Genomic DNA, 16,456 nt, shown 5'->3' with positions numbered 1-16,456 from the left:
AACCTAAAGGGGGAAAGCTATCGATTGCGGGAAAAAAGGCTCCAACAAGAAAAACAGAAGGATCAATGAGGTCCTTCTGGGGAATTTTAAACCGGCGATTTTGGGGAAAAAATAATCGGCCTTGACACCACGAGCTGTTATCAATGGTCTTTCTAAAATAGATAGCCGTCTTCGAATGTGCTGGATAAAGGTATTTGTGGCGTTGTCATTCACGATTAGCAATGTCCTTTGGTTCGAATGATGAAAGATTGGTTGTACAATCAATTCATCGAAATCTTCTGTCAATTGTCGCAAGTGGATGTTCAATCGAATTATCAGCGTATTCATAATGACTGCTGCCACCTGAAATGACTTTCTTATGAAATTGGTGTGTATGAAATAATTCTTCCAGTTTCAGAAAAGCCAATTTCTGCAAAGAACTTGTAATCATAACCAAAGTTAATTCCCCAGTTGATTAAATCCACTCCTGCTTGAATAAATTCCTCACGAGCTTGTTTCCGAGATTTTGTTTTATCCGTTTGACAAAGAAAATGGTGGGCATTAGATAAGTGAATTTCTTTGGCAAATACACGATAAAGGGAAGTCATCAATGAATTTATGTCCAATTAGCATCAATTTTAACACATATTTGGAATACTGTCTGTTGGTCAGCAGTCACTTGCTAATTATAATGCGATTAATGGTGATAAATTCAATAAAACATTGATATATCAACAAATAAAAGGAGTCCAATTCATATGCGAATTGAACTCCTTTTTGTATTACTTTTTTCAATTTTATACTCAACAACCGAACCCGTTATGTTAAATTGTGCCTTTTTGTATGTTATCCCAAAGAATAATCTAGCGGATGTGTAGAGAAAATAATCCAAAAAATGGTTCTTTCGGGAGTTTTTTATCAAAAACGATGTTATTTCATCAGAACTCAAGACATCGCTAAAAGTATGAAAGCGGATGTGACACAATTAAAATGTGAAGATGATATGGTATACAGAACGTAACAAGAAGGATGCTAAAAATGAAATCGAAAACGAGCAATAAAAAGTGGTCATTTTGAATCGATCGATAAACTGCATTCATACGGAGGTTTCTAATGAACAGGGATAAAGACAAGAAAGAAACTGAGAAAAAAGAGGAACAAACACAACAAACAAGTAATGAGGATAACGTCATACGGGAACTTGAAGAAGAATTTACAAAAGATGTGCTGATATTTTAAAGGACAGCTCACTGCTGTCCTTTTTATACCCTTAAATCGGCATGTTGCAAGTCTGATTTTTCCACCTGAACGGTTGTCATCATCCCCCCTCATTTATTATCTAAATCCCTCATTTTCATGAAAAAACATTTCCTAAACTTGACAAAAAACTGAATGTAAAATATGATACATACATATGAATATATGCTCATATATAATAAATAAAGTGAGGGAAATCATCATGAAGACCGAAGACCATTCTTTCCTAAAATCTGAAACCATTGAAAATGTATCGCGCATATTTAAAGTATTAGCCGATCCAATACGAATCAAAATTCTTTATTTGTTATCGCAAGAAGAGTGCAATGTCAATCACATTGCAGAAGTGTTGGAAATGTCACAATCAGCCGTTTCCCACCAACTTAGTATGTTGCGAAATCTGAGACTGGTTAAGTATCGCCGTGAAGGAAAAACACTGTTTTACTCCTGCGATGACGAACACGTTATTTCATTATTAAAACAAGCCATTGACCATGCTGAACATCATTAAGGAGGCGTTTTATCATGCATCATCACCACCATCATTCTCACGACCACCATGGTCATCACCATCACCACGGACACCATCATGGTCACAGTAGAGAAGGGAATAAAAAAGGGCTTACGATTGCACTTCTCATTACCACTGGAATTATGTTATTGGAGTTTTTTGGAGGTTTAATCACAAACAGTCTAGCTCTTCTTTCTGACTCTGGTCATATGCTTAGTGATGCCAGTTCACTTGTTCTTAGTCTAGTTGCTATTTGGTTTGCCACCAAACCAGCTTCCCCCAATAAAACGTATGGCTTTTATCGTTTTGAAATTTTAGCCGCTTTATTTAATGGAGTTACCTTGTTTGTAATCGCTGGATTTATTATTTGGGAAGCAATTGAACGTTTTTACAACCCACCAACGGTAGCTAGCGGCTCTATGATGCTGATTGCGTCCATTGGTCTTTTTGCCAATCTTTTAAGTGCTTGGGCGTTAATGAAAAAAGGGGATGTGAAAAATAATGTCAATCTTCGTAGTGCCTATCTTCATGTGATCGGTGATGCTCTGGGTTCCGTAGGCGCTATCGTTGCTGGGCTTGTCATGTGGATCTTTGGTTGGTATGTGGCAGATCCCATTATTTCCGTTTTGGTTGCTTTATTAATCTTGAAAGGCGCTTGGGGAGTTGTTAAACATACGGTTCACATTTTGATGGAAGGAACGCCCATTACCATTGACCTAAATGAAGTGAAAAAAGTCTTAGAAAGTATTGACGGAGTTATTAATGTTCACGACCTCCATATTTGGACGATTACATCAGGGCTGGATTCATTAAGTTGCCATATTTTAATTGAAGATCATCAAGACAGCCAAAAGGTTTTACAAGAAGCGATCCATTTTATTGAGGAACACTTTAAAATTCAGCATACAACCATTCAAATTGAGACTTCTCAAATTCATCACGAGGACATGAAAATCTAACGAAAAGTATTAATCAATATAGAGCAAGATCAGTCATTGTTCATATTTTAGCAAACTTAAACTAATAAACGATAAAAGTTTTCCTTGACTAAAAAATTTTCTGATGTACAATTTATTTAGGCAACATTTTCTTTGCTCTTACATATATCTAATTCTAAGTTGTAGGAGCAAATTTTTTTACCCCAAAAGTTTCCTTGGTACGGTGCCTGTCACGCCCCGAGGATTGGCGAGATTTGTAGAAATAGAGAGTCATAGCGCGTGTACTCCTCCGTGATCTTTGACTCTCTTTACTTTTTATTGTAGGAAATGTGCCTTCACATTTTGAAATTCAAATTGTTCCTTTAGGGACGCCTGCGATACGATTAGGGTTGGCTGTTTTTGTTCTCGCTGTTGAAAAAGTGTATTTTGCGTTTTCACATTGCAGCAAGCGGGTTGAGAAATATCTTGTTGCGGAAGGAGTATTTTGAGAATATTTTGGTGATGAGGTCACGAATGTCGTTAATGGAGATGTCGTGTAATACGTAAAGGGTAATATGTTCGAATAAAAATGCTAACGTTCTTTCTAAACCCCTCTGCTTTCGATATAGGCTTTGACAAATTCGCCGTAAGCTTTCTTATCCATTATGGGATTTACATAATTTAACTTTCGATCTTTATAAGTATAGTTCTCTCGAATCCAGCGAAAGTCTTTATCGTTATTACTAACTAATGTGGCATTATGTATAAGAGCTGCAGCTGCAACAAGAGCGTCTGGTGCTTTAATACTCTTTTTGCGTGTACGATCGGCTCTTGCTTTCCTTCTTATGTCAGCTGCTAGCTCTGTATCTTCTCTAGTGATGTCATAAATTTGATCAGCCAGTTGAATATATCCTTTTCTATTTTCTCTTATGTCAGGATCTGTTTCGATTTCGAAATGAGACATGATCTCCATCTCAATCAAGGTAGTCATAATAATCTCTGCCTCATCTTCAATTAGCTGTTCGATGAACTCCACTGCATCAGGGTAACTCATTTCATGTGCCGCATATATATTTGTATCAATTAGTATTTTTGTTGACACTGCTTAATCCTCCCACTCTTCCCTGTTTGCAATTCTCAATGATTCCAACACGCCTTCTTTGCTAAATAACTTTCCACTACCAGCTAGACGTTTGTGTAACGCTTTTTTTTCTTCTTTGGTTAGTTTTTTCTTTTCAGGTCGCACTTGAATGACCTCCTTCATTTGCCCTTCTGTTAGAACAGGCACTTCGATTCGGTAATGATGACGGTTCTGACGCACGATTCTCTTTAAAATTGGTCGTTTTGCTGTTCCAGTTGTTATATGATAGGCGCCACGGTTCCCTTTTTTGTTAGTTCTCATTTGTATCCCACCTTGGTTGAGGTTTTATACACATTATACCATATTTCAAGAAGTCATGATACGGTGCCACCGCCCCGAAGCATGCCGAGATTTGTAGAAGCAGGGAGTGATAGTTTTCTCTCTGCTTTTTCCATTTCTAAAGAAGGAACATCACCAATTTTGTCGAAAATACACCACAAAATAGAAAGCGAGGTGCATATATGGCCATTGACCATGATCGGTTGTTTAAAGAGTTGATTACGACGTTTTTTGAAGAGTTTCTTCTTCTCTTTTTCCCGCATGTGCATGAGCATATCGATTTTCAGCACGTGTCGTTTTTGTCGGAGGAATTGTTCACCGATGTGACGGCGGGGGAGAAGTATCGCGTCGATTTGCTTGTCGAAACGAAGTTGAAAGGGGAGGATAGCCTCATTATTGTCCATATCGAAAATCAAAGTTACGTGCAGCCATCGTTTCCAGAGCGAATGTTTATTTACTTTAGCCGCTTGTTTGAGAAATACCGAAAGCGAATGTTGCCAATTGCCGTATTTAGCTATGATTCTCTTCGACATGAATCTTCATCGTTTACAACGCTCCAATTTCCTTTTTTCGATGTGCTTCAATTCCGCTTTCTTACTGTGGAATTACGCAAACAAAACTGGCGTGATTACATTCGCCACGACACCCCAATCGCCGCTGCGCTGTTAAGCAAAATGGGGTATACTGAAAGTGAACGGGTAGAACTGAAAAAACAGTTTTTACGCATGATCGTACGCATGGAATTAGACGAAGCAAAGCAACGATTGTTAATCGGCTTTTTCGAAACATATGTTAGGCTGTCGGATGAAGAAGAACAACAATTGCGAAACGAGGTGAATGAAATGGAGACGAAAGAAAAAGAACAAGTGTTGGATTTAATCATTTCATATGAGAAAAAAGCGCTAGAGAAGGGTTTGAAAGAAGGCGTGGAACGAGGGTTACAACAAGAAAAACGCCAAATCGCGAAAAAGATGCTGGAAAAAGGCTACGACGTACAGACAATTCATGAACTAACGGAGTTGTCTGTGGAAGAGATTGAGGGGTTGAAGTGATGTCATCTCTTGTCTGAAATTGTATCAACAGCGTCTCCCTGCCTTTTTAGATGAGTGGAAGAAGCATTGGGATTAGGATTAGAAAGTGGTTGCTAAGGCGATGCATATTCGCACCGCCTATTTTTGTCCAACAATTGCTTTCGTAAACTCGGTGAAGTCTGTCAAATGGGTGTCGAGTATTTTTTGTAAAATCGTCAAGTTCAGTTCTTGATAGTCATGCACGGCGATATTACGAAATCCGACCATCGCTTTCATTTTCTGTGACAAGGATGAAGAGATGATTCCGTGTTGTTCTAAAAGGGTAAAAGCGTCTCGGCTTGTTTGTGGCAGTCCGAGCTTTTTTTGTGCAACGACGTGCATCGCTAAGTCAATGCTTGCTTCACACGCCCGTTGGAGGTTGAGGACAATGGAATCTTGCTTTGTGTAATTCTCCAAATGTTTTGGGTTGTTTTCATATTCTTCGTGAATGCGTTTCAGACACCGTTCGATGACACTGATTTTATTTAGGATGACATCATGAATCATAAACCGACCCACTTTCCGCAATGTTTCGCAAAATCTCTGCTCGTTCCTCGTTTAGTTTTGCATACATTTTTAGCACTAGCCATTCAAATTCTGCCCTTTTTTGTTCGCTTGCACAATAGATGACCTTACCGCTACTGACGATTTGTGCTTGAAAAACGGTGCTCGCTTCTTTTAAATCGATGAGATCGACGTCTCGCTGTAATCGCTCTGCCAATTGTTGCGCGAGCATAAAGCGTTCATAGTGGTCTAATGATCGTTCATCGCTCAAAAAAGCAATATCAATGTCGCTATCGTGGCGAATATGTCCTGTTGCTGCTGATCCGAACAAATAAATGACAGAAGGGGAGACCGCATTCTTTAATGTTTCCACAATGATTTGTTCCATCTGGTCACCGTCCTTTTATTTCCATGCTATTACAATTATATGATTTTCGGTTGTGTGTGTCACGTCCCTATAGAAAACTTAGTTTTTTATGTGATTACAACGTTATTCCAAAGGATGGCCGCCTCTTTTGATCACCATTTGCTACAGTCATATGAAGTGTTTTGTTACTTAATTATTCAAAGTATTCACATGTTATACTAATTATAAGTCGCTAGAGGATCTGGTTTTGTCAGATTTTGGGGAATGGCTATTACTAGTTATGAATGACGAAGAAGAGATAGTTGCCAAACATTCATTTATAGTAAAAAATATCGCATTCACATATACATCCAAGAGGTGTTCGTCAATGAACGAAAACATACTCTTTTAGTTTCGTTTTCAATCACTCTGGCTTTTTTTCTCCTTATTGAACTTTTATTCAAAAAAAGAAAAGGGATAAAGTTTCGATTCGATCTTTTGTTGTGAAGTTTGTTAGCATCGTTATTTTTGTTTACATAATAAAGTTAACCATTTTATAAAGGGTGTCCTTATCTTATAGTGATAACAAGGACACTTTTCTTTTTCTATGGAGATAACCAATCTATGCTTTCACGGAAGCTCTATTCGGGACTCTCTTTTTAATTTGGCGAAAATATTCAAATTTATTCATCCTTTTCGATAGTATTCGACAACATTTCTCGTTCTCTTTCTGTACAATAAAATCGGGTTTTATTATAAGATAACGATTCAATCCGACACGATATTATCGATTGAAAATATGACTGAAAAAGAGAAAGATACGTTTATTGATTTAAAGTGGTGGAGTAAGGAAGAGTTGAAGAAAATAAAAAACTTTGCGCCACATGAAATATTGAACTATTTTTAGAAGGTAAATACATTTAGATGTGATGCTTGTCACACTTTAAGCAGATGATTTGAAGTGAGAAAGATATGTTCGTTACAATAAGGAAGAAAATTTCCTCCGATCTGGGGGACAAAACTGAGGTGTCACAATGAAAATTGAAGTATGGTCCGATTTTGTTTGTCCGTTTTGTTATATCGGCAAGCGGCGGTTAGAAGAGGCGCTTGCGTCTTTTCCGCATCGGGAGAATGTCAAGGTCGTCTTCCGTAGTTTTGAACTTGATCCGCATGCAAAAAAAGAAACGCCATTTAGCATTCACGAAATGATTGCGCAAAAATACGGTATTTCCGTAGAAGAAGCGAAGCGGGCAAACGCCGATATTGGCAAGCAAGCGGAGGCGCTTGGTCTTACGTTCCGTTTTGAGACGATGAAACCGACCAATACGTTTGATGCCCACCGTCTTGCGCAATATGCGAAGGAAAAAGGGAAGCTTGATGAAGTAGTAGAACGGCTGTTTTACGCTTATTTTACCGAATCGAAGCGAATTAGCGACCGCAATGTGCTACTGGAGCTTGCTGAAGCGGCAGGGCTTGATCGGAAAGAGGCGGAAGCGGTGCTTGATAGCGAACGTTATGCCGAACACGTGCGAAACGAAGAAGCGATAGCGGCTCAACTCGGCGTCCGGGGCGTTCCGTTTTTCGTCTTGAATCAAAAATACGCCATTTCCGGTGCCCAGCCTGTCGAAGTATTCAGGCAGGCGCTAGAGCAAGTGTGGGCAGAAGAACAGCAGTCCTCATCGCTACAATTGCTTGCGGAAAAAGGAAAAACGTGCACGGACGGAAATTGCGCTATCGACTAAATTTAAGCAAATGAAAAGCCGGCTAGGGAACCCCGAACCCTGACCGGCTTTATCTTATTCCACATCATCCATATGCAAGATGGAATTAAGCGAAATTGCTAAATCTGGATACAAAAAAGACGTTAAAACATCTTTCGGGCCGAATACTGCGCGTTTTTGAAACCGCCCGTCTTCTAAGCCGATGACTTCAATCGTCCGATTGCTTGGGTCGACCATCCAATACTCTTTCACGCCGTTTGTTTCATATAAATAATATTTTTGATTTCGATCTTTAATTCCTGTGCTAGCGGATAACACTTCGATCACGAGATCGGGTGCGCCTTGTACTCGGTTTTTCTTCAGTTGATTTACGTTGCAAATGACGAATAAGTCTGGCTGTACAACGGTTTGCGCTTCTTCTTCATTGTTATCTGTATCGAATTGCACGTCAAATGGGGACAAGATGAGGTGGCATCCACGTGCTTTGAAGTAAGGAGCTAAGGCGAGATGCAGTTCGCCGACGACATATTGATGAATATACGAAGGCGATGCAAGCAAATAAGGGACACCGTCAATCAGCTCCCAATTTCCTTCCCATTGCTGAATATCTTTATATGAATACATACGACCGTGTTGTGCTTTTTCCATCTCTCCCACATCCTTTTTTCTACATTATATCATAATGAGAAAGTACTTTTGACATACGACGAAACCGACACTTCATTTGTTTTGTCTGGACAAATTCCGACAAAATTTTGTCTTTATATTTGCTATAGTAGAATTAATATTGATCGTAAAGGGAGATGGACATGATTCGTAAGTTGAATAGCGCAGATCATCATGTTGTGTTTTCTTTTTTAAAGCAGGAGCCTTCATTGAATCTTTTTATTATCGGTGATATTGAAGCGTTTGGATATGAGCAAGAGTTTCAAGAGCTGTGGGGCGACTTTGATGAGAATGGCAAGTTGCGAGCTGTATTGTTGCGATTTTATGATTCGTATATTCCATATGCTTCGGGGGAGTTTGATATAGAAGGATTTGCGAAAATTATGAGACATGCTGCTCAGCCTGTTCGACTCTCAGGCAAAACCGAGCTTGTCGCAAAATTTGAACCTCTCTTACTGCTTGGAAAAAAGCGAGTCACGTATTTTTGTGAATGTAACGAAATCACATTTCCAGAAGAGCAAAGTCGCTATGAAATTAAGCGGGCAACGATTGATGATGTCGATCGAATACTTGAACTGCGTCGCCGCATCACGGAGTTTTCGGTACCGCCGTCATCGCGAGATATGCTAGTCAAATCGTTAGAAACAAATACAGGGCGTGTGTACTATATCGAGGAAGATGGTCGCATGGTGTCGTCTGTCGCAACAACTGCAGAAAATACGCTATCTGCGATGGTTGTCGGCGTTTGCACAGATCCGAATGATCGTCACAAAGGGTATGCAAGCGAAATTATGAAACGAGTTATCGAAGATTACGTTCGCGCTGGAAAAATGTTATGTTTATTTTATGACAATCCGAATGCGGGACGCATTTATAAAAGACTCGGTTTTTATGATATCGGGATGTGGACGATGTATGGATAATTTCTAGCTATGACATGAAAAGCGTGAAGTTGCCGAGCTTCACGTTTTTCTTTTGTTGCATAGGTGAGCTATAATGGAGAGGTTAGATGAACGGAAGGGGAAGGATTGGTCGATCATGCACATCATATTATTTGATGGCATTTGTCATTTTTGTAGTGCAACGGTTCGTTTTATTATTGAAAGAGACGAAAAAGCTTATTTTTATTTTGCTTCGTTGCAAAGTGAAGCAGGGCAAGCGTTGTTGAAAAAATATCATATTCCCCAACAACTCGATAGTTTTATATTAATCGATGAATGTACATACTATGTTAAATCTACTGCAGCGTTACGCGTATGCAAACATTTGCGAGGGTTTTGGAAGTACTTATATTGGCTTATTCTTATCCCTTCTCCTATTCGCGATCAAGTATATGATTGGATCGCGAAAAATAGGTATCGTTGGTTCGGAAAGAAGGATTGCTGCTTTGTTCCGACAGAGGATATAAAGAAGCGCTTTTTATAAGGAGCTGTTGTCAGCAAAGGAGGAAAAATGATTCAAGGAGAAAATTTGTTGCTTGTAGCAAGTTTGGTTATGACATATTTATTTTTTTATTATGGTGTGTTCGTTTTAAAAGCGGAACGACGCATGATGGATGTTATTTTTAACAGTTTCATATATGGCTTAGTCATATGGAAATTGAGTTACGGTATTGTACATCCAAACATGGTGCTGGAAAATCCGTTAACGCTTCTTTATTTTAACGGTGGCGTTGTTGGACTTGTTTTAGCGGCTGTGTTTATTGTTTTTTACACATATTGGCATTTGAAAAAAGAGCATATTTCGTTCGACACTTATATACGTGTAGCTACCCCGATATATTTTGGATATTGGATTGTATTTCTTTTATGGAAGGGAAGTGGATTTCCAGAAGATCGCTTCATTTGGCTACAAGCTGTCGTCGCTGTTGTTTTCTTTATCGTTTCTTCACGTATGAAAACGACAAGAAAGTTATGGCAATTGCTTATTTCGTTCCATATTCTCGTCTTCATCTTCTCATCCATGTCGGATATGACAAAAGAAGCAACTTCACAGCAAGCGATTTCGAACATTGGAATTGATGTAGGAGAAATTGCCCCTGATTTCGAGTTAATGACATTAAAGGGTAAGAAAATGAAGCTGTCTCAATTTCGCGGAAAGAAAGTGGTTTTAAACTTTTGGGCATCATGGTGTCCTCCATGCCGTGCGGAAATGCCAGAGATGCAACGATTTTATGAACAGTATGGACAACATGTCGCGATTGTAGCGGTCAATTTGACGAATAAAGAAAAAAATCATCAGGCTGTCGAGACGTTTATTAACGAAAAAGGAGTATCATTCGATATTATGCTTGATGAGCAAGGGACGGTTAGTAAAACATATGAAGTGATCACCATTCCGACTTCGTATATCATTGATGAACAAGGAGTCATTCGTAGCAAACATGTCGGTCCACTTTCATATGATATGATGAAACGAACCGTTTTGTCGGAATGAGGTCGCATGTTGAGCGAACAGCTATTATATCTGTTCGCTCATTTGTTTTTTCGATTTTCTATTTGCCATTTGGGCATATAGTTCAGGAAAGCTGCAATGGGATGCAATTGACTCAATTAATATTTGTTTTGTGTCTCTCTTTTGTAATTTCATATTCATTTGTAATCCGATCTGAAGTAGTTGTTCTTTTTTGAAAGACATTAAAAACGTTGTTGCCTCTTCTTTGTTCATGTTTTTCATTTGTTTTATGACGTTTGCATAGTCCGTTACGTTTGTGGTTTGCTTTTTTCGTGTTTGATTTTGCAACTTTGCAGAAAGATCATCGAGCATTTCTTCGACTGTACAATGCTCATAATGTTTTAAAAGAACGAGTATTTTTTCTAACATATGCGTTAATGTGTTTACGTTCATACGACAATTCCCCCACCAATTCGGTTTAAAAATTCGAGCGTCATTTTCTTCACACATTCACTTTGTTTCCCTTGATGGTTTTCAACAGCAAACACAGGATAACTGAGCATGGATGCACGCGTGATGGCGTCACCATATGGTAAATAGCTGTTAAATATCATGTCAGATGAGAGCGTACGTTTCAATGTATTGATCATATTTTCCTGTGTTTGTTTTGGTTGATTTCCGTATTCGCGAATGAAATTGAGGACGATTCCGATCAGTTTTGTATGGCTATATTCTTTTGAACTCGACTGAAATCTTTCGTTTAACTCATCGACTTTATTTTTAATGGCTGAGATACCGTATGAAGAAAGACGATCAGGAATCGCGGGAATTAAATAGTAATCGCTTGCGTACAGGGCGTTTTGCGTAATGTAATTTAAATTTGGTGGACAATCGATAAAAATAAAATCATATTCATGTTTTATCGTGTTTAAAATATGGTGTAGCATTTGAAATTTATAAATGTCCGAACCAAATAAATGTTCTTTGAAATATGGCCTTGAGTAAACGGCAATATCCATGTCTGTATGGATAAGTTCAGCGTGTGCTGGAAGCAAATCAATATGTTCATACACTTTCTCATTTTTACTTCGCACGCACGCTTTTAAAATAAAGTCGTCCACATCTACTTGTGGATGCTCATTTTTCAAGTAATGTTCGATTAAATCTTTCAATGTGCCGATCGGAGGTGTTTTATGATAGGCTAATTGTTCAAACCGTTCGGGTGTTAAACATGAAATAGAGAGGTTACATTGTGCGTCTGCATCTACTAACAACACTTTTGGTTGAGCATGTTCAAAACCAAACAGTTCTAATTCGTCGGATGATAAATGTTGTAGTCCTGTCGCTAAATGATGGGTCACAGTCGTCTTGCCCACTCCGCCTTTCCAGTTGATAATACTAATTACTTTTGCCTGTCGCTCCATGATGATCGCCTCCTGTTGCATATGGACGATTCATGTGTATGAGAAAAAGTGCAAAGTTATGACGAATTATTTGCGTAATATTAGGATGATGGACATATTGTTTTGTGTCATAATGTTGATAGCAGAAGATGAGAGATGTAGCGAGGAGGAACACTTATGGAAGTTTTTGAACAATATTTAGCAAAGATTGATCATGTCGACCATCGCAACCGAGTAGAGGAAATTTTACGGTGGGTTTGTGATACGTTCCCACAGTTACAACCGCAAATCAAATGGAATACACCTATGTTTACCGATCACGGGACATTTATCATCGGCTTTTCTACAGCCAAACACCATGTGAGTGTGTCACCTGAAGAAGCATGCATGGCTCATTTTGCTGATGAAATTGCCCAAGCTGGTTATAGCGCGACGAAAGGATTGTTTCGCATCCCGTGGAATGAACCGGTCAATTATGAATTGCTAGAGAAGATCATTGAATTTAATATTCAAGAGAAAGCAGATTGCACAAGTTTCTGGGGAAAGTAACAGAAAAAAGCATTTCTCGAAAAGTTGCCATTTTTGCCTCGTTAGCCGTGACAAAAATAGTGCCGCTTCCTTTTTTGCCGCGGTACGATTGGTTGCTCATTATTTGTCTTTTCATGCAATGGTGGATGGTGCGCGTTGGATTAGAAACGAGAGATGAACTAATGGTGATTACTTTGTTTCACCTCATTGGGCTTGCGTTTGAACTGTTTAAAGTGCACATGGGGTCTTGGGCGTATCCAGAAGCAGGATATACGAAAATTTTCGGTGTGCCTTTATATAGCGGGTTTATGTATGCGAGTGTCGCTAGCTATCTTTGCCAAGCATGGCGGCGATTAAAAGTGGAGCTCGTCAAATGGCCGCCATTTTCAATCGTTGTTCCACTAGCTGCGGCGATTTATTTAAATTTTTTTACCCACCATTATTGGTTTGACGTCCGTTGGTGGTTAATCGGACTTGTTATGTTCGTTTTTTGGTCGTCATCCGTCATATACGAGGTGAATGGAACGCGTTACCGCATGCCGCTTGTTGTTTCATTTCTTCTCATCGGGTTTTTTATTTGGATTGCGGAAAATATTGCTACGTTTTTTGGTGCTTGGCAATACCCGAACCAAGTGGATACATGGAGTATTGTTCATCTCGGAAAAGTGAGCTCATGGTTTTTATTAGTCATTGTCAGCTTTCTCATCGTTGCGACGTTAAAGCAGATGAAAGGGAACATTCCGCAGACAACAATCATAGCGGTTAAGACGAAAAGAGAAATAGTTTAGCGAACAGTCGTTGTTACTGTTCGCTCATTTTTTTGTATGATATTCCTCAACCACCGAACGAACGATATGGAAAGAACTCCATTCGCCTAGGGATAGAAAAGTGATTGGATATTTCTTTGGAAAAAGGGCAGATTGTATTTGTTTTAATGTCGCTCCTTTTTCATACAAATCAACAATTTTTCCTTGAAGTTCTTGTAAATAATGAAGCTTTCGTTGTAAAGCAGTTCGTCCGTCTTTTATATAACCAGCGTGGGTACAAAACATTTCGTCGAAATCGTACGTTAATACTTTTTTTAATGAGTCAATCAAGGTAGAAATGCTTTCTTCGCGCAAGATGAGTTTTGTTTTTTCTAGACAGTATAAGTCTCCTGTGAAAAGTTGTCCTGTTTCACGATTGAGAAGTGCAAGATGGTCAGCCGCATGACCTGGCGTATGGATGACGTCCCACATCGCACGGCGGGTGGAGAACGTATTTCCAATCGGCTTCGCTTGAAAAGGAGGGCGATTTCCCCAGAAAAACTTGCGGTATATTGGATAATCTGCTCGTTTACGACAATAATCAATCATGGTCTCATTCATATAAATCGGCAGTTGTCGCTCGTTTTGTAAAAACGCAGCACATCCCGTATGATCTTCATGAAAGTGAGTAATCACCGCTTGATCGATGTCTAATGACTTAAAAAAATTTTTAAATTCATTTGCTAATGACGCTGCTCCTGTATCAATCAACACGCCGTCTGTAGCAAAGCAATGCACCGCTAATCGTACCTTCTGAAACGTTAGCGAACCTTTTGCGATATGTACACCAGCAACCGTTTTTTGTTCAAACGTTTTCTTTAATAACATGTTATCTCCCCCTCGTTTTTATTATAACAAAAAAGAATGAATATTCATTCATTTCGGGTTATTTTGTAAAAATAAAAAAGAAGCTGCCTTAAAGCAGCTCTATGAATCAAAAAGTTTTGACCTCGTTAAAAAACGTACCCCTTCCGATCCTTCAAGGGAAAACATACCACCGCGCCCAGATACAACATCAATAATCAATTGAGTATGTTTCCAATATTCGTATTGCGCAGCGTGCATATAAAACGGGCATCCTCCGATTTCACCGAGCAATACGTCTGAGTCACCGATGATAAACTCTCCTTGTGGATAGCACATCGGTGAACTCCCGTCACAACACCCGCCTGATTGATGAAACATAAGCGGACCATATTTCGCTTTTAGTTTTTCGATGAGCTGTAGCGCAGCATCGGTTGCGATGACTTTCGGTTGCATGTGCACCATCCTTTCAAAAAGCCTTTTAAAAAGGCAGCGCTTTTGAGACGCTGCCTGAATGATTAGAAGAATCCAAGTTTTTTTGGTGAATAGCTAACAAGTAAGTTTTTCGTTTGTTGGTAATGTTCAAGCATCATTTTGTGCGTTTCACGTCCGATGCCTGACATTTTATATCCGCCGAAAGCTGCGTGCGCAGGATATGCGTGATAACAATTTGTCCACACACGTCCAGCTTGAATGCCGCGTCCGAAGCGATATGCAGTATTCACATCGCGCGTCCATACACCAGCACCTAGGCCATATAATGTGTCATTTGCGATCGCTAATGCTTCGTCCTTATCCTTAAATGTCGTCACAGACACAACAGGACCGAAAATTTCTTCTTGGAAAATGCGCATCCGATTATGCCCTTTAAAGACGGTTGGTTTGACATAATAACCACCTTGTAAATCTCCTTCTAACATGTTGCGTTCGCCACCGATAAGAAGTTCAGCCCCTTCTTGTTTACCGATGTCAATGTATGACAAAATTTTCTCTAGTTGTTCGGATGAAGCTTGGGCACCAATCATTGTCGTTGTGTCGAGTGGATTGCCTTGTTTAATTTGTTTTACTCGCTCTAATGCTCGTTCCATAAATATATCGTAAATTGATTCTTCGATTAACGCGCGTGAAGGGCATGTACAAACTTCTCCTTGATTTAAAGCAAACATCGTGAATCCTTCAAGCGCTTTATCGAAAAATTCGTCATCTTTCGCAGCGACGTCTGCGAAGAAAATATTTGGTGACTTTCCGCCAAGTTCAAGTGTGACCGGGATTAAATTTTGAGATGCGTATTGCATAATGAGACGTCCAGTCGTTGTTTCGCCTGTAAAGGCAACCTTTGCGATACGTGGGTTCGAAGCGAGCGGTTTGCCAGCTTCAAGGCCAAATCCGTTAACGACATTGACAACGCCTTTTGGTAGTAAATCTTGAATGAGTTCGATCAGCACGAGAATGGATGTTGGTGTTTGTTCGGCTGGCTTTAGTACAACGCAGTTGCCAGCAGCTAAAGCAGGTGCGAGTTTCCAAGCCGCCATTAAAATTGGGAAATTCCATGGAATAATTTGTCCGACAACGCCGAGCGGCTCTTTAAAATGATAAGCGACGGTATCCGCGTCAATCTCTGCCAACGTGCCTTCCTCAGCGCGAATGCAGCCGGCAAAATAGCGGAAATGATCAATAGCTAGAGGAATGTCAGCCGCACGTGTTTCACGAATCGGCTTTCCATTTTCCCACGTTTCCGCCACGGCAAGCATGTCTAAGTTTTCTTCCATTCGGTCTGCAATTTTATTTAATAGGCGCGCTCGTTCAGCAACAGATGTACGTCCCCATGCTTCTTTCGCTGCATGTGCAGCATCGAGTGCTAGTTCAATATCAGCAGCTTTTGAACGAGGGACCTCGCAATATACTTGTCCAGTAACAGGTGAAATGTTTTCAAAATATTCCCCATCTATTGGCGGAACCCATTCCCCACCGATGAAATTTTCATATCTCTTTTTGAATGTAATGAGTGAACCAGGTTGTCCCGGTTGCGCGTAAATCATGTAAATTCCTCCTTTTGTATCCGTTTTCAAATAAAAATAAGTGACCAAGTCTGATATAAAAATATGTGTCGATTTGGTGAAATATGATATG

General features: G+C 39.6%; 21 protein-coding genes. 10 read left to right on the top strand and 11 right to left on the bottom strand.

The features are described 5' to 3' along the window. Window positions 1–356: 356 nt before the first annotated feature. On the bottom strand, window positions 357–590 hold the full coding sequence (locus ETB99_RS14985) for a hypothetical protein (protein WP_236933431.1): 234 nt from the start codon (window positions 588–590) through the stop codon (window positions 357–359). Between the two features lie 502 nt (window positions 591–1,092). Between ETB99_RS14985 and ETB99_RS15180 the strand changes: the two genes are divergently transcribed. The 3 genes from ETB99_RS15180 to ETB99_RS05525 all read left to right on the top strand — a co-directional run bounded on the left by ETB99_RS15180 (window position 1,093) and on the right by ETB99_RS05525 (window position 2,706). Then, entirely contained in the window at window positions 1,093–1,218 is a 126-nt protein-coding gene (locus tag ETB99_RS15180) for a hypothetical protein (protein ID WP_256368158.1), read from the top strand. 220 nt (window positions 1,219–1,438) lie between these two features. Beyond that, on the top strand, window positions 1,439–1,747 hold the full coding sequence (locus ETB99_RS05530; RefSeq protein ID WP_171700125.1) for an ArsR/SmtB family transcription factor: 309 nt from the start codon (window positions 1,439–1,441) through the stop codon (window positions 1,745–1,747). 14 nt (window positions 1,748–1,761) lie between these two features. Further along, window positions 1,762–2,706, top strand: a complete 945-nt coding sequence (locus ETB99_RS05525) for a cation diffusion facilitator family transporter (RefSeq protein ID WP_171700124.1) — start codon at window positions 1,762–1,764, stop codon at window positions 2,704–2,706. A 562-nt stretch (window positions 2,707–3,268) separates the two neighbouring features. On the opposite strand, the gene ETB99_RS05520 is transcribed toward ETB99_RS05525, so the two are convergent. Together ETB99_RS05520 and ETB99_RS05515 are read right to left on the bottom strand one after the other, a co-directional pair. Beyond that, window positions 3,269–3,766: a PIN domain-containing protein gene (locus ETB99_RS05520; protein ID WP_043966544.1), complete on the bottom strand. Its 498-nt coding sequence runs from the start codon at window positions 3,764–3,766 to the stop codon at window positions 3,269–3,271. A 3-nt stretch (window positions 3,767–3,769) separates the two neighbouring features. Next, window positions 3,770–4,066, bottom strand: a complete 297-nt coding sequence (locus ETB99_RS05515; protein WP_128356953.1) for a hypothetical protein — start codon at window positions 4,064–4,066, stop codon at window positions 3,770–3,772. A gap of 200 nt (window positions 4,067–4,266) precedes the next feature. Between ETB99_RS05515 and ETB99_RS05510 the strand changes: the two genes are divergently transcribed. Continuing rightward, window positions 4,267–5,136 carry an Rpn family recombination-promoting nuclease/putative transposase gene (locus ETB99_RS05510; protein ID WP_171700123.1) on the top strand — a complete coding sequence of 290 codons (870 nt, stop codon included), beginning with the start codon at window positions 4,267–4,269 and terminating at the stop codon, window positions 5,134–5,136. A gap of 117 nt (window positions 5,137–5,253) precedes the next feature. On the opposite strand, the gene hepT is transcribed toward ETB99_RS05510, so the two are convergent. Next, the gene (gene hepT, locus ETB99_RS05505) at window positions 5,254–5,661 is read right to left on the bottom strand and encodes a type VII toxin-antitoxin system HepT family RNase toxin (RefSeq protein ID WP_043966548.1); all 408 of its coding nucleotides are present in this window, start codon (window positions 5,659–5,661) and stop codon (window positions 5,254–5,256) included. Then, complete coding sequence (gene mntA / locus ETB99_RS05500; protein ID WP_043966550.1) at window positions 5,651–6,046, bottom strand: type VII toxin-antitoxin system MntA family adenylyltransferase antitoxin; 396 nt, start codon at window positions 6,044–6,046, stop codon at window positions 5,651–5,653. The genes hepT and mntA overlap by 11 nt, the downstream gene beginning before the upstream one ends. Window positions 6,047–7,038: 992 nt before the next feature. On the opposite strand from mntA, the gene ETB99_RS05495 reads away from it, so the two are divergent. Next, window positions 7,039–7,746 carry a DsbA family oxidoreductase gene (locus ETB99_RS05495; protein ID WP_129000184.1) on the top strand — a complete coding sequence of 236 codons (708 nt, stop codon included), beginning with the start codon at window positions 7,039–7,041 and terminating at the stop codon, window positions 7,744–7,746. 54 nt (window positions 7,747–7,800) lie between these two features. Here the strand turns inward: ETB99_RS05495 and ETB99_RS05490 are convergent, their stop codons facing one another. Continuing rightward, on the bottom strand, window positions 7,801–8,373 hold the full coding sequence (locus ETB99_RS05490) for a Uma2 family endonuclease (RefSeq protein WP_043967027.1): 573 nt from the start codon (window positions 8,371–8,373) through the stop codon (window positions 7,801–7,803). 161 nt (window positions 8,374–8,534) lie between these two features. On the opposite strand from ETB99_RS05490, the gene ETB99_RS05485 reads away from it, so the two are divergent. The 3 genes from ETB99_RS05485 to ETB99_RS05475 all read left to right on the top strand — a co-directional run bounded on the left by ETB99_RS05485 (window position 8,535) and on the right by ETB99_RS05475 (window position 10,827). Continuing rightward, complete coding sequence (locus tag ETB99_RS05485; protein WP_171700122.1) at window positions 8,535–9,314, top strand: GNAT family N-acetyltransferase; 780 nt, start codon at window positions 8,535–8,537, stop codon at window positions 9,312–9,314. A gap of 73 nt (window positions 9,315–9,387) precedes the next feature. Beyond that, window positions 9,388–9,816 carry a thiol-disulfide oxidoreductase DCC family protein gene (locus ETB99_RS05480; RefSeq protein ID WP_171700121.1) on the top strand — a complete coding sequence of 143 codons (429 nt, stop codon included), beginning with the start codon at window positions 9,388–9,390 and terminating at the stop codon, window positions 9,814–9,816. A 27-nt stretch (window positions 9,817–9,843) separates the two neighbouring features. Further along, the gene (locus tag ETB99_RS05475; RefSeq protein ID WP_171700120.1) at window positions 9,844–10,827 is read left to right on the top strand and encodes a TlpA family protein disulfide reductase; all 984 of its coding nucleotides are present in this window, start codon (window positions 9,844–9,846) and stop codon (window positions 10,825–10,827) included. Between the two features lie 24 nt (window positions 10,828–10,851). Here the strand turns inward: ETB99_RS05475 and ETB99_RS05470 are convergent, their stop codons facing one another. Together ETB99_RS05470 and ETB99_RS05465 are read right to left on the bottom strand one after the other, a co-directional pair. Then, window positions 10,852–11,238, bottom strand: coding sequence for a hypothetical protein (locus tag ETB99_RS05470; protein ID WP_129000189.1), 387 nt, complete (start codon window positions 11,236–11,238; stop codon window positions 10,852–10,854). Further along, window positions 11,235–12,209, bottom strand: coding sequence for a ParA family protein (locus tag ETB99_RS05465; protein WP_043967037.1), 975 nt, complete (start codon window positions 12,207–12,209; stop codon window positions 11,235–11,237). The genes ETB99_RS05470 and ETB99_RS05465 overlap by 4 nt, the downstream gene beginning before the upstream one ends. A gap of 156 nt (window positions 12,210–12,365) precedes the next feature. Here ETB99_RS05465 and ETB99_RS05460 point away from each other — a divergent pair, with 156 nt between their 5' ends. Next, on the top strand, window positions 12,366–12,737 hold the full coding sequence (locus ETB99_RS05460; protein WP_129000191.1) for an iron chaperone: 372 nt from the start codon (window positions 12,366–12,368) through the stop codon (window positions 12,735–12,737). Beyond that, window positions 12,713–13,504: a DUF817 domain-containing protein gene (locus tag ETB99_RS05455; RefSeq protein WP_171700119.1), complete on the top strand. Its 792-nt coding sequence runs from the start codon at window positions 12,713–12,715 to the stop codon at window positions 13,502–13,504. The genes ETB99_RS05460 and ETB99_RS05455 overlap by 25 nt, the downstream gene beginning before the upstream one ends. 24 nt (window positions 13,505–13,528) lie before the next feature. Here ETB99_RS05455 and ETB99_RS05450 read toward each other — a convergent pair whose 3' ends face one another. From ETB99_RS05450 to adh, 3 genes are all read right to left on the bottom strand, one after another. Then, entirely contained in the window at window positions 13,529–14,350 is an 822-nt protein-coding gene (locus ETB99_RS05450; protein WP_171700118.1) for an MBL fold metallo-hydrolase, read from the bottom strand. A gap of 99 nt (window positions 14,351–14,449) precedes the next feature. After that, on the bottom strand, window positions 14,450–14,782 hold the full coding sequence (locus ETB99_RS05445) for a DUF779 domain-containing protein (RefSeq protein ID WP_171700117.1): 333 nt from the start codon (window positions 14,780–14,782) through the stop codon (window positions 14,450–14,452). Window positions 14,783–14,844: 62 nt separating this feature from the next. Further along, window positions 14,845–16,365: an aldehyde dehydrogenase gene (gene adh, locus ETB99_RS05440; RefSeq protein ID WP_171700116.1), complete on the bottom strand. Its 1,521-nt coding sequence runs from the start codon at window positions 16,363–16,365 to the stop codon at window positions 14,845–14,847. Window positions 16,366–16,456 lie beyond the last annotated feature (91 nt).

The organism is Anoxybacillus sp. CHMUD (assembly GCF_013096965.1).
Lineage (GTDB): Bacteria > Bacillota > Bacilli > Bacillales > Anoxybacillaceae > Anoxybacillus > Anoxybacillus kestanbolensis_A.
The sequence above is the reverse complement of the archived record's forward strand: the minus strand, read 5'-3'. Positions and strand labels throughout refer to the sequence as shown.